We start from the raw sequence: 13,596 nt of genomic DNA, 5'->3' as shown, positions 1-13,596 counted from the left end.
TCCGTATCCATCGCAATCTTTCCGTCCCACTGATACATAAGAGTGACGTCGGGAAAAATGGTTCCGGAAATGATGATTCCTTCTTGGAGCATTTCCGAGATCTGTATCTCTGCGAGGTCTCGATCACTGAGTGTGGTAAATACTATGATTTCATTTGAATCAGTCATGGTTTCTCCGGAGGGAAGAATGATTCGTTTTAATTCTTTTGCAAGAAGTTTTCACTCTATAAGATGAGCTGAGTGGATAAAATGCAAGGTTTAGATTAGCGAGTACGGGGGTGCGGAGAACGCGATCCTCTGCTTCTTCTACGGCTTTCTTCAAAGTATTCCGTACAATTGGAAGTACAGTTCTGAACACACTCGGCTAACAGATCCGAGTTGGAAGTTTGGACATACTTGCTCTTAAGATTCAGACTTCGTTTACAACCTTTGATACAGTCCGGGTGTAGAAAAATGCAGGAATATTTCCAGGCGTCCTGAGAATTCCGATCTCGGATTTCCTTTGCGGGTCCGTTCTTCTTTTTCTCTTTGAATTCTTCGTTTTCATCGGTTTCTTCCAATTCGATTCCAAGAAGGTCCGGGTTCGGATCAAATTCCCTGGAGGTTGCGATCACTTCGCGACCGTCTTTGAAAATCGGTTTTTCCGGATCCGCGTCTTTTGTCCCAGATTGAACCTGCGTGACTTTCATTTCGGATCGAAAATCCGCGGTTGTATCGGATTGTCTGGAAGTCTCGAAAGGACGTGTCTTTCGGAGACAATCGGTAAAGAGTAAGATCCACGATGTAAAAATGAGAATTCTTAATAGAATTATCGAACCGTTGATCGCCTTATCACTGTTAAAGGTCATTGCGGTTGCGGACCGGGATTTGTGGGGAAGGTTCTCGTTTCTCCCGAAAGAATTCTTGTCGGAAGGGGAAGATTGCAGAATTGATTGCATCTTTCCATACACTGACGTTGTTTGGCGCTTCGATAACCGATGATCGGCAGGAATATGGAAGTGAACGGATACCATTCTTCCATACAATTCCCTTGGCACTTGGAAAGAAGTTGTGTACAGGATTTTTCGTAAGAAAAATTAGGATCTCCCCCGTGAACTAATTCCATTCCTTCTGGACCAGGAGCGGTTCTTTTTCCCTCTTTGATCAGACGAGCGCGTTCTGCCTGGGTGAGATTGGCCTCTTCCGCGGTTGGAAACGCATCGGGAGAAGGCGCTTTTTTTAGATTCTTTTCGTTCCCGTCCCAATCCACGCGCATTAGACAGGATACGCTCGTGATTTGAGTCAGGATGAGGAATATCAGAAAAGAATGTTGAATGCGTTTTGAATTCATCTGATTTACGCAACGATCGGTTTCGTCTTGATTGTTTCAAAAGATTGTAAAAAAGCTACACAAATTCGAAAGAGAGAACTAGGAAGGATCTAAAAATACTTTTGAAAGACGTGAAATGATTCAGCGGTGTTTTGATGTTCGTGTTTCCTAAAAATTCGGACGATCGGAATCGAAATTGCACCTCACGTTTTCGAAGTTAGCCTTTCTCGTAAAATTCAAACAAGAAAAAATAAGCGGCCGCCGGAAACGAGGAAAGAAATTTCAAAAAAATAGGATTCAAAAGAAAAAGAATCGATTTGAAAGTCCGTTATGCAAGACTGAATCCATCTATGAGAATTTGGTTTATTCTAATCTGGATCGGATGGATTCTTTCCTGCGCGTCCACACAACCGGAAGGCGAGGTTTTTTTAAAAAGCGCTTCGCGCTCCTTTCCTCCAAAACGATTGGACCGAACTCCGTTTGAGGGATTCGCTGTCGCGCTCCCGGAGGAAACCTCCTTAGATTCGATTCCTCTGATTCGTTTGTCAAAATCCATTCGAGAAGAAGGTATCGAAGTCCGTTCCTTATTGATCGTCAAAGACGGAAAAATCGTAATGGAACGTTACGCGGGCGGCGTTACCCGCAATCACAATCACAGCGTTTATTCCGTCACGAAGACGGTCACCTCGACTTTATTAGGAATTCTGAACTTAGAAGGAATTCTTAAAAATGTAGACGAACCAGTGATGAACTCGCTTCGTTCTCTCGGAAATTTACCGTTTCCACTTTTGGAAGGAAAAGAATCTCTTCGTTTGAGGGATGTTTTACACATGGCTTCCGGAATGCGTTGGTCCGAGTTTCCGGAAAGAGACGATATTCGAACCGCGGAAGATCCTCTCGTCATCGCCTTGTTACCCGAAGTCAAGGATAAGCCCGGAACCAAATTCGATTATAGCAACGGAGATTCTCAGCTGGCCGCTGCGGTTCTTGAAAATAAATCGGGTATGACTCTTTTACAATTTGCGGAGAAGACTCTTTTCTCTTGGCTCGATTTTAAAGGATATGAATGGTACACTTCTCCTTCGGGAAGACAAACCGCAGGTTTTGGGCTCAGACTCAAACCGATTGATATGGCTAAATTGGGAATGTTGTATCTCGACAACGGAACTTTTCGCGGTAAAAGAATTCTAAAACCTGCCTGGGTCAAACAGGCGATTCAACCCGGAGCGGCGCAGAATTATGGATATCAACTCTGGACTCATCAGTTCGAAGGGAAAAAAACATTTATGGCGAACGGGAAGGGAAGCCAGTTTGTGTATGTGATCCCACACAGAAGGATCGTGATCGTGACTACATCCGCGATCTGGGACAAACCGGTCCATTTTTTGTTGGATAAGATTCTTGCGAGCCTGAAAGAATCCCTGGATTCGAAGGATAAAAAAAAGAATCCGGATAAGGAAGAGGAGTTCCTACGTGAAATTCACGAAGCTTCGATTACGATCGGGAATTCCGCGCTCTGGAAAGATTTGGACGAACCTCATTTGAATTCTTCTCCAATGCGTTGATTTCGGTTCCGGATTTCTCCAGAGAATTTGATTCTAAGATCGTTTTGAGGATGGATTTGAAAGTTCATTTCTAGGAAAGCGGGTCGATTTGGATTCCGAGAGGAAATTTTGACGGTCTCCAAATTCCCTTTTTGCGGGAACTCTTTGAAATGGATCGGGGTTGGTTTTAGAAAATTCTAAAGTGCAGATTCGGGGCTTGAATTGCGAAGTAAAGAGCCTTTTTAGAGGGGAAAATCCTGGGAGTTCCCACAATGCTTGGATTTAAAAAGGAATCCGCGGTTTGAAAACTTTCTTTCCCATCTCGTTGTGCGAAGAATTTTGAACACGAAAGTCTGATCCCGGATTCTTCTCGGATCGAATCCCAAGGTACTTCGGGAATGGATGTTTTGAGAAAATGTTCATCGGAACAACGAAGGTGGGAACTCCCTTGGAAAAAGACGGCTTCCGATCTTTTCTTTAAAAGGAGGGAGTTCCTACTTTTTCGATTTCAGGGAAGGTTTCATTTTCAAACCGGAAATCAAAGTTTCCAGAAGAACTTCCAGAAGAGGGGTTCTCTCAACTTCGATCGATTCCAAAACGAGCCTGGGGTGATGAAACGAAGCAGTTCCTTCAAAAAGAATTCTTGCACCTTCTTTGGCGCTCGAACAGTGGAACGTTCCGGCTTGCATTCCTCTGGAAACGAGATCCTCCAGAAGATTTGCCATTGTAGCGAGATGAGAAACGACGAAGGGCCTTGTTTTTTCGGCGGAAAGATTGAAGGCGGTAAAAAGTCTCGGGTCGGCGAGAATCTTTTCCCGTTTCAAAGAATGGAGTTTGAGAAACCATTCTTTCAAAATCGAATCAACCGGTTCTTCTTTTGCCGAAATTCTTTCCAGCTCACGATCGATTCGATCCAGCCATCTCTTGGAAACTTCATCCAGGAGAGATTGTTTATCCGAAAAAAATTTGTATAAGGCCGCGTGACTGACCTTAAGATCTCTTGCGATGTCAGTCAGTTTCAAACGCTCGACCCCATTCTTTCGAATTTCAGCTTCCGTGGAATCAAGCGCTTTCTTATAGAGTTCTTCCGGCGTTAAGCCTGTTCTGGGCATACTTCATTTTGCTACCGTTTGCATCTGAGGAGCGGGATAACGTTCTCCTTGAAAGGATCCTTCCGGAAAAGAATCTCCGATTCTTTCCAATTCTTTCGGACTCAATTCGATCGAGAGCGCTCCTAAGTTTTCTTTCAGACTACTTGTTCTTGTGGATCCCAACAAAGGAACGATATCGTTTCCTTGATGAAGGACCCAAGCAATCGCAAGTTGCGCAGGCGTGCAGTTCTTTTCCTTTGCGAGTTCTTGAAGCACATTGACCCGCTCCAGATTGGATTCAAGGTTTTTTCCCTGAAAGCGAGGAGAATGAGATCTAAAATCTCCTTCTTGTAGATTTCCCGAGATTTTTCCGGAGAGCAAACCGCGAGAAAGAATTCCATACGGAACGATTCCGATTCCGAGTTCTCTTGCCGTGGAAAGAATTTCTTTCTCGATCAATCTTGTCGCCAGAGAATATTCTATCTCGAGCGCGGTTACGGGATGAATCTTATGCGCCCTTCTTATATTTTCCGGAGAAGCTTCCGAAAGACCTAAATAACGGACCTTTCCTTCTTTTATGAGGTCGGAGATTGCTCCTACGGTTTCTTCGATCGGAACGTTCGGATCCACTCGAGAAGGTTGATAGATATCGATCACTTCTACTCCAAGACGGACGAGGGAATAGGCCGCAAAATTCTTAACAGAGGAAGGTCTTGCGTCATACCCCGTAAAACCGCCTTGAGGAGTTCTCATCGCTCCGAACTTCACGCTTAGGAGAGGTTTTGCGGAAGTCGTTTTGAGAGCTTCCGAGATCAAGAGTTCGTTGTGTCCGATTCCGTAAAAATCTCCGGTGTTGAGAAGATTGATTCCCGCGTCCAAGGCTGCGTGGATCGTTCGAATGCTTTCGGAACGGTCTCGGGTCTCCTTGTTTCCGTAGAAGTCTGACATTCCCATACATCCGAGTCCGACTTCCGAAACCTGAGGACCGTTGTTTCCCAATTTCTTTTGTTTCATCTGCGTTTTCTCCTATTAGTTACAGATAACTAAATATGTAACTTGTAACTAATAGTCAAGGCTTTCTCGTGAAAGGGAAATGTGTGAGATCCTACTTTTCAATTTTAAGGGAAGAATTATGTCTCTTCAGCTAGGAATCGACGTTTCTTAACGAATTTCGAGGTGAGAGGAGGGAAGAAAAAAACGACCCAAAATTTTCCCCGCGGAGGAATTCTTCCGGAATCCTAAAAAGGGGGAGTTCCCACATTTCCCTTTTACGGAAGAATCTACAAACTCACTTCTTAGAACGAGATTCTAAGACTCGGATCGCTGCGGCCTTTCTCCGGTTTTGTGCGGTCTCTCGACTTCCCTTGACTTTGTCCACAAGGTGAGAAGTCGCCGTGGTCGGATGACCGGAGGTAAACGGAGGTGCGGGATTGTATTCTATCATCAATTGGATTTCCTCCGCGAGTTCGGTACCGAAAAATTCGGCGGTGAGAAAAAGAGCGAAGTCGATTCCTGCGGTAACTCCTCCGCCGGTGATTCGATTCCGATCTTTTACAAAACGTTCTCCGGAGATCTGAACGGGAAATAATTTTAAGACATCCAAGGAAAGCCAGTGGGTCGTCGCTTTGTAACCGTCGAGAAGACCCGCGGCCGCAAGGACCAAAGAACCCGTACAGACCGAAGTGATAAATTTAGAATTTTCAGCCTTCTTCTTTAGGAATTCCAAAACCTCGTAGTCTTCCATAAGATGTGTAGTTCCCGAGCCGCCTGGAACAAGAAGAATGTCCAAGTCCGGACAATTCGAAAAGTCGTAGTCCGGAATAAATTTCATTCCGGATTCCGTAGTGATCGTTTCCTTCGACTGAGCGAACAAGAAAACCTTTGCTTTCGGAATTCTTGAGAACACTTCGAATGGACCGGTGAAGTCAAGTTGCGTGACACCCGGAAAGATAAAGATTCCAATGGAAAAGTTTGAACCTGACATAGACTCTTAGAATGAACTTTGGAACTTCTCTTACAAGTCCTTTTTGGTTTTAGAAGAATCGTCTTCGAAACCTGGATGCAAAAACAAAAGGGGTTTCGAAACTCAGTCTTGTGAATCACAATCGTTATTTATTTTTGGACGTGGGAGATACCATTCTTCACCTAAAAAAAGCCGCCGGAGAGACCTATCTTGAAATCCTTTTGGAAGCCGGTTTGAAAAAAGAAAAGAATGCCGGAGAAATATTTCGAAAGGCTTTCTCCGAAGCCTGGCATAAGATGAATGAGAATGCTCCTCCCGATCATCGAGACAAGTATCAAGTCCATCCCGGCGGAACTCCAGGATGGTGGAAAGAATTGTTAAACGACTTTCTCATGAGAATTCCTGAAAGTGTTCCTTTGGAACAAGCGTTTCCGATCATCTATAACCGATTTGCGGATCCTGAACTCTGGGAAGTGGATCCCGGTTTTTGGGAACTCAAGGATTATTGTAAAACACAAGGTTGGGGTTTGGGGGTGATTTCCAATTGGGATCATCGTCTGAGGGACTTACTCGATTCCAAGGGAATATTAGAACATTTGAATCCTGTGATCGTAAGCGCGGAATTCGGATACGAAAAACCTTCGCCAAAAATTTTCGAAGAAGCGATGCGTCTTGTAAATCTTCCTTCGGAAGCATTGGTCTATTGCGGAGATAAATTCGATCTCGACGTAGTTGTTCCGAAATCTCTCGGTTGGAGGTCCTATTTAAAAAGGGAAGACGGGGACATTCAGAGTCTTTCGGAGTTGATTCGACATTTGTCCGAGTAAAGCCGTGTTTGCGCGAATTTCCGAAAATTCTCAACTATAAGCTGATTTTGTTTATCGGGTTGGGGCTCATCTAAAGAATCCTCCGGATCCAAAAAAGGGTTGAATCGTTTTAGTTTTTATAAAATGAAAACAAGTTAAAAGGTGAAAACGGATTTTAAGTCAGCTCGGGCTAAAATTTTTATCCATTTGTGATTTTGAAAATAAAAACAATCCCCGGGAGTTTTGCGTAAAAAACGGGTTTCGCCGGTTTTGACTCAAAGATCAAATTTCCAAAATTAAAAAAAGTAAATTATGGATTTATCATATTACATAGAACTTATCGGTGTCGGTTTTTTTGCGATCTCGGGCGCTTTGGCCGCCGCAGAAAAAAAGAGTCATCACAATGATATCTTTAGCGCGTTCTTTACCGGGTTTATAACGGCGATCGGCGGAGGAACTTTGAGGGATATCACCCTTGGAAATTATCCGGTTGCATGGGTCCGGGACGAAAACGTTCTCTGGGCTATCTTTTCCGGATTTGTCCTAACGATTTTTTTCGCACGTTATTGGGTTCGTTTTCGAAGAGAAATTTTTCTCTTTGATTCCATCGGAATCGGAATTTATACCGTGATCGGAACCAAGATATCTCTCTCCGCCGGAGTTAATCCGTTCGGTTCCGTCATTTTGGGAATGGTTACCGCAATTTTTGGAGGTGTGATTCGCGACACACTGATTAACGAAGTGCCTTTGATCTTTCGAAAGGAAATTTATGCGACGGCCTGTCTAGCGGGTGCTACTCTTTATGTGGCATTCAATTATTTGAATATAGATGGTGATTGGAATACGGGCCTTTCCGTTCTCCTTGTCGTTTTGATTCGTGTGATTGCCGTTCGTTACAATCTTTCTCTTCCGAAATTCAAATTGCCCGAATAAGCGGTTCCAATTAAACACTTCATTTGAATTTTAGAATTTTGATTTTCATTCAAATTGAGAGTTAGCCCCAAAAGCTGAAATGAAATTCGTAAGGATTTCAGCAGGAATCGTAAGTTTCATTATTCCTGCCTATAGAGAGTATGTTTCGTCGATTGAAAAGGGGGAGTTCCCGCAGTTTCCGGTTTGTGCTACAAGCTCTCAATCGTTTTTGAGTTGATTTACGATTCCCGGAACTGCGAGGGAGGTAAACCAGTTCGAGATTGTTTCCGAATCCCAATCCAAGTCCTTCCTCAAAAGATAGGATAATAAACCGAGGACGGCACCGGAAAGATAATGCGAGATGTATTGATATGGAAAAGAAGGATTTTTATATTTTTCTCTCAGAGTGGAATGGGTTCGATAGGACTCTTCCGATAAGAAATCGGAAAGTTTGGAATGAAATTCGTAAGGAATCGATTCTTGAAAAATCTGTTTATAGAATTTGCGATTCATTTTTACGTTTTCAAAAAGATAGAATGTGAGAGGTTTTCCTTCAGACAATAAGGAGCTCGCATCCAATTCTTTTACCTTTTTTTCTTTTTCTAAAAAAACATACTGAAACGTTTTCCAGAGAAGCTCCTCCTTGCCGGTAAAATAACTGTAAAAATTCGCCCTCGTCATTCCGGAATCCTCGGCGATGTCGCCGATTGTAATCTTAGAATACTCAATATTAAGGAAGCGAACTAAGAAGGCTTCGATGATCGTGTTGTATTGTTTCTCTATTTTATCGGACATAAAAATTGACACCTGTATAGTTTTGAAAGTAAGACGATGTTTTTCGAAATATACAAAAAGAAACTTTTTCGGACAACCTGCAAAGTATGAAACTTAAATTTATCCTTTTGAACATCCTCGTTTTTTGCCATTGCGGGAGTTTCCCCTTGGAAAGAGGCGGAAATTATTTGAACACAACTCACTGGCAGAGATATCAGAAATTTCTTCCTGAAAATCTGAAGGTAAAGGACGGAAAACTTCCAAAGGAAGAATATTGGGTCTGGAAGAATCTAAGAGTTCATCTCGATCGATATGAGAATTCGAACTCCGATTGTAAGGTATTCATGATTCACGGAGGCGGTGGAAACGGAAGAGTTCTCGGTTCGATGGCGAAGTTGGTTTTTGATCTGGGTTGCGAAGTGATCGCTCCGGATCTTCCCGGATTCGGACTGACTCTCACTGATAAAAATTTCAAAATGGACTACAAAGACTGGGTAATATTGTTAAACGACTTGGTGGAAGCGGAAAGAAGGCCTAAAACGAAGATCGTTCTCTTTGGATTGAGCATTGGCGGAATGCTTGCTTATCAAGTCGCCGCCGAAAACGGAAACGTACAGGGTTTGATCGCGACAACTCTCGCTGATCTCAGACGAACGGAAGTGCAGGACGCGGTGGCAACCAACCGTTTCCTAAGAATTTTGGGGATCCCTTTAACTTCTTGGCTGAGCCTGCTAACCGATGATTTATACGTCCCGATTCGGTGGTTGAGTAAGATGGAACTCATTACTAACGATCCCGATTTTTCGAAAGTGTTTTCCGAAGATCCTTATGCGGGCGGAGGGAAGGTGAGCTTTCGTTGGATGAGAACGATTTCGGAATTTCAACCGAGGGTGGAGCCTGAATCTTTTCACGTATGTCCGGTTCTATTAGCCCATCCGGGGATCGATCCGTGGACTCCACTTGCGATCAGTAAACCGTTTTATGATCGGATTTCCGGAACGAAAAAGTTTGTACTTCTGGAAGGTGCGGGGCATTTTCCGTACGAAGAGCCCGGATTATTTCAGTTAAAAACAGCAATTGCAGATTTGATACATTCAATTTAATAAATATAACAAATCGGATCTAACAAAAGAATCCATTGCTTTACCATAAACATAAAAAACTCCAGTCTCGAAGATAAAACGGAATTTAGCTTCGGGAGTTTTGTCTTTCTGATTCGAATTCGGACTTGATAATCTTAAGAAAGAATTCGTTTCGTTATTCGTACCTGATTTATGCAATCGTCCACAATTGTTTGTAAGCGTTTCGTTTCGATGAGTTAAAATTTTTTCACATTCTAATACGCTGAAGTTTTATTCGTGGAATTAAAACGGGTTCGACTTTTTAACGAGAGTTGCGCCTTGGGGAAGGAAAAAATATCCGAAAAATTCGAACCGAAAAAAGGAATTTTTCTTGAGAGCATTGCGGCATTCCCTTAATAAGAATCCGACTTCTTTCCCAGAAAGAGGCTCGCAAAAATTCTAAGAGAAAGCTCTTAAAAGAAACGAAAAAAGAGGCATTATGGGCGGAATCGTATCCAATTTTAATCATCCAAGATTCAAGGCAAACGATATAGGAGGGCACTATGAAAGCTGGTTTGTAAGAGCCAATCATCCTTCTTTAGCAAAAGCCGTCTGGATCCGTTATACGATCTTTTCACCAAAACTCCATCCGGAAAAGGCAATTGGAGAATTATGGGCCATCTATTTTGACGGAGAAAAAAATTCTCACTTCGTATCCAAATCAGAATTTCCGATCGTTTCTTGTTCGTTTCAATCTTCGCCTCTTTCGATTCTGATTGGAGGTTCGGAATTAACGGATTCGCATCTTGTTGGAAAGGCGGGAAATAAAAAAGGTCCTGAGAATTTTTTTTGGGATCTTAAAATTTCGGGGGGAAGCCCTCCGCTTTTTCTCTTTCCAGAAAATTTATACGAAGGAGGTTTTCCGAAGGCGAAGGTGTTAGTCGGAAATCCTTGGATCAAAGTTTCAGGAACGCTCAAATTAGGAGCCGAAGAAATTCAACTTCAGGATTGGATCGGAAGTCATAACCATAACTGGGGATCAAAACACACCGATCGGTACGCTTGGGGACAGGTTGTCGGATTTGAAGAAGAGGCGGATTCTTTTTTAGAGCTTGCGACCGCCAAGTTAAAGATTGGGCCTTTTTGGACGCCTGCGATCACTCCGATCGTATTTCGATTTCGAGGTAAGGATTATAAACTCAATCATCCGCTTCGAAGTTTTGGGCGGGCAAAGTATCGTTACTTTGATTGGAATTTTGAAGCGAACTCGGAGGAAATTTCGATCCGAGGAAGAATCTTTGCGGATCCTCAAGACTTTGCTTGTCTCCAGTATTGGAATCCGCCCGGAGGATGGAAATATTGTCTTAACAGTAAAATTGCAAACTCTGAAATTTTTGTAAAAAGAAAAGAAGATCTATCTTTTATAAAGCTGACTTCCAAAAGAAAAGCCGCATTTGAAATTCTGACGGACGATTCTTCGCACGGAATGAAAACAGAAGTTTAGAAAATTAGAATGTACAAAAATTATAAACTTGTTCAGTTTAGGTAGGAATCCGTTTGTTTTTAAAGCGGATTCTTCCGAGAAAAATAAAAAGAGCGACTAAACCACCCACCGAGATCATAGAAGAATCTATCTTTTCCGATAAGATCCAAGCTGAGAATAAGAACGTCAAAAAAGGTTGAAGCAATTGAATTTGTCCGACCTTTCCGATTCCACTTGTCGCGAGACCCTTATACCAGGCGAAAAATCCCAAGAACATACTGAAAACTCCGGTGTAAAGAAAGCCCAGCCAAGCGGAGATGGGCGCGTCCAGGTCGTCTTTTTGAAACGTAAAGACTGAAATGAGAAAAACGAGAGGTAATGCGAGAACGAGCGACCAGGAAATAACTTTCCACCCGCCGTATTCTTTTGATAGTCGGCCTCCTTCCGCATAGCCGATTGACGCCGAAAGGATCGCTAAAAAAAGAAAAAGGTCACCGAAACGAAGTGATACCTCTTGATTCCAAAAAGAATAGAAAATCACAATTGAGGAACCGAAGATACTCGACATCCAAAATAAAATCGTTTGAGATTCTTTCGCGAGAATCGTTCCCGCGACCGCGGTTGCGAGTGGAAGAATTCCCGTGATCACTCCTCCGTGTGAAGAAGGAATGTGTTGAAGAGCATACGCCGAAAAAACAGGAAAGCCGATGACAACTCCGAGAGCGACTACAATCAATCTAGGAAGAATTGAGAACGGAAGAAGTTGAGTCTTTGTGATTTTTAATGCGAAGACGGCGAGAATTCCCGCAAGGACAGCTCTTCCCAATCCGACAAAAAGAGGATCGAAATGTCCTACGGTCAATTTGGTCGCGGGGAGAGTGAGACTAAAAATAAAAACTCCGATAAAACCCCAAAACAATCCCATATCAAATCCTCTTTTCTACGATTTCTAATTTGTTTTAAAATGTGAGTACTCTTTTTTAACCGATTCTCCGGAAGAGGAAATAAATTTTAGAAAATGATTCTGCTTGGTTTATTCTAAAATTGAGTTATGATTTTGAGGCTCGGAAGAAGGAGTCTAAAAATGGAAATCGTCAAAGGTAAAGAATCAAACATACTCTTCGATGGAAAAAAATGTATTCATTCTAGGAATTGTGTTCTTAGTAGACCCGATGTTTTTGTTCCGAATGTAGAAGGAGATTGGATCTATCCTGATAAGGCGAGCATAGGAGAAATCCAAAACTTAGCGCTGAATTGTCCTTCCGGTGCGATTCGATACGAGGCAGTTGCCGAGTCTGAAAATGAAAAGGCGCCGATCGTCAATTTGCTTCGAGTTCGCGAGAACGGTCCTCTTGCATTTCACGCGGATCTGGAAATCACAGGTCAAGAAGATCCAGGGTTTCGCGTAACGTTATGCAGATGTGGGACCTCCAAAAATAAACCCTTTTGTGATTCGAGTCATAATCAAATCGATTTTCATGCGACTGGAGAACCGACAACTCAGGATTCGACTCCGCTTCCCGTGAGAAACGGAAAATTGATCGTCAAGCCGACTCGGAACGGCCCTCTGAAAATTACCGGAAGTTTAGAGCTCTGCTCCGGAACGGGAAGAACAATCAATCGAGTTATGGAAGCTTATCTCTGTCGATGCGGAGGTTCTGCGAATAAACCTTATTGCGATGGAACCCATAAGACAAATGGATTCCAGGCTTGAATATAAATGATATATTAGATAATTAATTAATTCTTAAGTATTTTTATGAAAATCGGGCGTCGCTGCGTGAATATATTTATCTAAAGAGGATCTGTCGGATCTTGCTAAAACAGAATAGAGAGTTCTTTTTCAGAGGAATCTAAAATCACAAAAATCGTCTCCGGTAAACCTTCTCAAAAAAATATTTTGAAATGTAAGATTATATTTTCGGAGAATCTTCATTCTTTCCAAAGAAATGAAGAAAGGCTAATTTCCAATAGAGATATTGATGAAGTAGCGTAATCTTCCACCAACCTTTTTTTCGATACTTCCGATCACTCGTCCTCAGAAAAGAATTGATTCTGTGTAAACGAATCCCGTTCTCTTGAGACGTCCAAACAAAAAGAAGATCCTCTCCGTAAGGAGTCTTTTCATCAAATCCGCCGAGGCGAAGAAAAGTCTCTTTGCGGATGCAAAGCCCCTGGTCTCCAAAAGGAGAATTCAAAAGCCAAGAACGAAAATTTGCGCCGTTCGAGTTGATTTTCATTCGTAAACTTTCAGGATAGAATTGAAGTTTATAATAATGTAATGCATTTGGAAAAGTTGCAATTGCGTTTTGAAGAAAAGAGATTGTTTCCGAGGTGATTTGACTGTCTCCATGGAGAAACCAAAGAAATTCTCCTTGAGATTTTCCGACACCCTCGTTCAACGTTTTTGCGCGATTGCCTTTTTCGGGCGATGTGGAAACGATGATTTCCCAATCTTTAGGGATCAAATGTGGGAGCTCCCTTAAAAGAGGCTCGGATTCTGAATCCCCTTCTTGAACCGGGATGATTACCGATAAGGTCTTCATTCAGATTCTCAATTTAGAATTTTAGAATGTCCTTTGCCCATCTAAATTTTGTCGTCTCTTCAAGGGATTCTTTCTTTTCGCTTGCATTGGGGTCGTTTGAAGATCAAG

At 42.5% G+C, this 13,596-nt stretch carries 15 protein-coding genes; 6 read left to right on the top strand and 9 right to left on the bottom strand.

Going from position 1 to position 13,596, the window contains the following annotated elements; translation table 11 throughout:
• The 3 genes from cutA to JWG45_RS15350 form a co-directional block, all read right to left on the bottom strand.
• Positions 1 to 167, bottom strand: a 167-nt coding sequence (gene cutA, locus JWG45_RS15360) for a divalent cation tolerance protein CutA (protein ID WP_205280528.1), incomplete at its 3' end; no start/stop codon positions are given.
• A 95-nt stretch (positions 168 to 262) separates the two neighbouring features.
• Positions 263 to 847, bottom strand: a complete 585-nt coding sequence (locus JWG45_RS15355; protein ID WP_205280527.1) for a hypothetical protein — start codon at positions 845 to 847, stop codon at positions 263 to 265.
• Positions 844 to 1,329, bottom strand: coding sequence for an LIC_10730 family protein (locus JWG45_RS15350; RefSeq protein ID WP_205280526.1), 486 nt, complete (start codon positions 1,327 to 1,329; stop codon positions 844 to 846). The genes JWG45_RS15355 and JWG45_RS15350 overlap by 4 nt, the downstream gene beginning before the upstream one ends.
• 329 nt (positions 1,330 to 1,658) lie before the next feature.
• Here JWG45_RS15350 and JWG45_RS15345 point away from each other — a divergent pair, with 329 nt between their 5' ends.
• Entirely contained in the window at positions 1,659 to 2,873 is a 1,215-nt protein-coding gene (locus JWG45_RS15345; protein WP_205280525.1) for a serine hydrolase domain-containing protein, read from the top strand.
• 473 nt (positions 2,874 to 3,346) lie between these two features.
• Here JWG45_RS15345 and JWG45_RS15340 read toward each other — a convergent pair whose 3' ends face one another.
• The 3 genes from JWG45_RS15340 to JWG45_RS15330 all read right to left on the bottom strand — a co-directional run bounded on the left by JWG45_RS15340 (position 3,347) and on the right by JWG45_RS15330 (position 5,927).
• On the bottom strand, positions 3,347 to 3,964 hold the full coding sequence (locus JWG45_RS15340; RefSeq protein WP_205280524.1) for a TetR family transcriptional regulator: 618 nt from the start codon (positions 3,962 to 3,964) through the stop codon (positions 3,347 to 3,349).
• Positions 3,965 to 3,967: 3 nt separating this feature from the next.
• Positions 3,968 to 4,957 carry an aldo/keto reductase gene (locus JWG45_RS15335; RefSeq protein ID WP_205280523.1) on the bottom strand — a complete coding sequence of 330 codons (990 nt, stop codon included), beginning with the start codon at positions 4,955 to 4,957 and terminating at the stop codon, positions 3,968 to 3,970.
• A gap of 274 nt (positions 4,958 to 5,231) precedes the next feature.
• Entirely contained in the window at positions 5,232 to 5,927 is a 696-nt protein-coding gene (locus JWG45_RS15330; protein WP_205280522.1) for a DJ-1/PfpI family protein, read from the bottom strand.
• Between the two features lie 110 nt (positions 5,928 to 6,037).
• Between JWG45_RS15330 and JWG45_RS15325 the strand changes: the two genes are divergently transcribed.
• Together JWG45_RS15325 and JWG45_RS15320 are read left to right on the top strand one after the other, a co-directional pair.
• A complete protein-coding gene (locus JWG45_RS15325) occupies positions 6,038 to 6,733 on the top strand; it encodes an HAD-IA family hydrolase (protein ID WP_205280521.1) in 696 nt (231 codons plus the stop codon).
• A 291-nt stretch (positions 6,734 to 7,024) separates the two neighbouring features.
• The gene (locus JWG45_RS15320) at positions 7,025 to 7,645 is read left to right on the top strand and encodes a trimeric intracellular cation channel family protein (RefSeq protein ID WP_205280520.1); all 621 of its coding nucleotides are present in this window, start codon (positions 7,025 to 7,027) and stop codon (positions 7,643 to 7,645) included.
• A 198-nt stretch (positions 7,646 to 7,843) separates the two neighbouring features.
• Here the strand turns inward: JWG45_RS15320 and JWG45_RS15315 are convergent, their stop codons facing one another.
• Positions 7,844 to 8,419 carry a TetR/AcrR family transcriptional regulator gene (locus tag JWG45_RS15315; RefSeq protein ID WP_205280519.1) on the bottom strand — a complete coding sequence of 192 codons (576 nt, stop codon included), beginning with the start codon at positions 8,417 to 8,419 and terminating at the stop codon, positions 7,844 to 7,846.
• An 86-nt stretch (positions 8,420 to 8,505) separates the two neighbouring features.
• On the opposite strand from JWG45_RS15315, the gene JWG45_RS15310 reads away from it, so the two are divergent.
• Entirely contained in the window at positions 8,506 to 9,501 is a 996-nt protein-coding gene (locus JWG45_RS15310; protein ID WP_205280518.1) for an alpha/beta hydrolase, read from the top strand.
• A gap of 457 nt (positions 9,502 to 9,958) precedes the next feature.
• Positions 9,959 to 10,963, top strand: a complete 1,005-nt coding sequence (locus tag JWG45_RS15305; protein ID WP_205280517.1) for a hypothetical protein — start codon at positions 9,959 to 9,961, stop codon at positions 10,961 to 10,963.
• A 37-nt stretch (positions 10,964 to 11,000) separates the two neighbouring features.
• On the opposite strand, the gene JWG45_RS15300 is transcribed toward JWG45_RS15305, so the two are convergent.
• Positions 11,001 to 11,867 carry a DMT family transporter gene (locus tag JWG45_RS15300; RefSeq protein ID WP_205280516.1) on the bottom strand — a complete coding sequence of 289 codons (867 nt, stop codon included), beginning with the start codon at positions 11,865 to 11,867 and terminating at the stop codon, positions 11,001 to 11,003.
• Positions 11,868 to 12,026: 159 nt separating this feature from the next.
• Between JWG45_RS15300 and JWG45_RS15295 the strand changes: the two genes are divergently transcribed.
• Complete coding sequence (locus JWG45_RS15295; RefSeq protein WP_205280515.1) at positions 12,027 to 12,656, top strand: CDGSH iron-sulfur domain-containing protein; 630 nt, start codon at positions 12,027 to 12,029, stop codon at positions 12,654 to 12,656.
• A 199-nt stretch (positions 12,657 to 12,855) separates the two neighbouring features.
• On the opposite strand, the gene JWG45_RS15290 is transcribed toward JWG45_RS15295, so the two are convergent.
• Positions 12,856 to 13,488: a glycosyltransferase gene (locus tag JWG45_RS15290; RefSeq protein ID WP_205280514.1), complete on the bottom strand. Its 633-nt coding sequence runs from the start codon at positions 13,486 to 13,488 to the stop codon at positions 12,856 to 12,858.
• Positions 13,489 to 13,596: the final 108 nt, after the last annotated feature.

The sequence above is a fragment of the Leptospira ainlahdjerensis genome (assembly GCF_016919175.1).
In the GTDB taxonomy this organism is placed as follows: domain Bacteria; phylum Spirochaetota; class Leptospiria; order Leptospirales; family Leptospiraceae; genus Leptospira; species Leptospira ainlahdjerensis.
The sequence above is the reverse complement of the archived record's forward strand: the minus strand, read 5'-3'. Positions and strand labels throughout refer to the sequence as shown.

What these genes read in the sequence shown, in the direction of transcription:
- JWG45_RS15355 (WP_205280527.1), bottom strand. Translation starts at nt 847, where the DNA reads ATGACCTTTAACAGTGATAAGGCGATCAACGGTTCGATAATTCTATTA.
- JWG45_RS15295 (WP_205280515.1), top strand. Translation starts at nt 12,027, where the DNA reads ATGGAAATCGTCAAAGGTAAAGAATCAAACATACTCTTCGATGGAAAA.
- JWG45_RS15305 (WP_205280517.1), top strand. Translation starts at nt 9,959, where the DNA reads ATGGGCGGAATCGTATCCAATTTTAATCATCCAAGATTCAAGGCAAAC.
- JWG45_RS15335 (WP_205280523.1), bottom strand. Translation starts at nt 4,957, where the DNA reads ATGAAACAAAAGAAATTGGGAAACAACGGTCCTCAGGTTTCGGAAGTC.
- JWG45_RS15340 (WP_205280524.1), bottom strand. Translation starts at nt 3,964, where the DNA reads ATGCCCAGAACAGGCTTAACGCCGGAAGAACTCTATAAGAAAGCGCTT.
- JWG45_RS15315 (WP_205280519.1), bottom strand. Translation starts at nt 8,419, where the DNA reads ATGTCCGATAAAATAGAGAAACAATACAACACGATCATCGAAGCCTTC.
- JWG45_RS15300 (WP_205280516.1), bottom strand. Translation starts at nt 11,867, where the DNA reads ATGGGATTGTTTTGGGGTTTTATCGGAGTTTTTATTTTTAGTCTCACT.
- JWG45_RS15330 (WP_205280522.1), bottom strand. Translation starts at nt 5,927, where the DNA reads ATGTCAGGTTCAAACTTTTCCATTGGAATCTTTATCTTTCCGGGTGTC.
- JWG45_RS15345 (WP_205280525.1), top strand. Translation starts at nt 1,659, where the DNA reads ATGAGAATTTGGTTTATTCTAATCTGGATCGGATGGATTCTTTCCTGC.
- JWG45_RS15320 (WP_205280520.1), top strand. Translation starts at nt 7,025, where the DNA reads ATGGATTTATCATATTACATAGAACTTATCGGTGTCGGTTTTTTTGCG.
- JWG45_RS15350 (WP_205280526.1), bottom strand. Translation starts at nt 1,329, where the DNA reads ATGAATTCAAAACGCATTCAACATTCTTTTCTGATATTCCTCATCCTG.
- JWG45_RS15310 (WP_205280518.1), top strand. Translation starts at nt 8,506, where the DNA reads ATGAAACTTAAATTTATCCTTTTGAACATCCTCGTTTTTTGCCATTGC.
- JWG45_RS15290 (WP_205280514.1), bottom strand. Translation starts at nt 13,488, where the DNA reads ATGAAGACCTTATCGGTAATCATCCCGGTTCAAGAAGGGGATTCAGAA.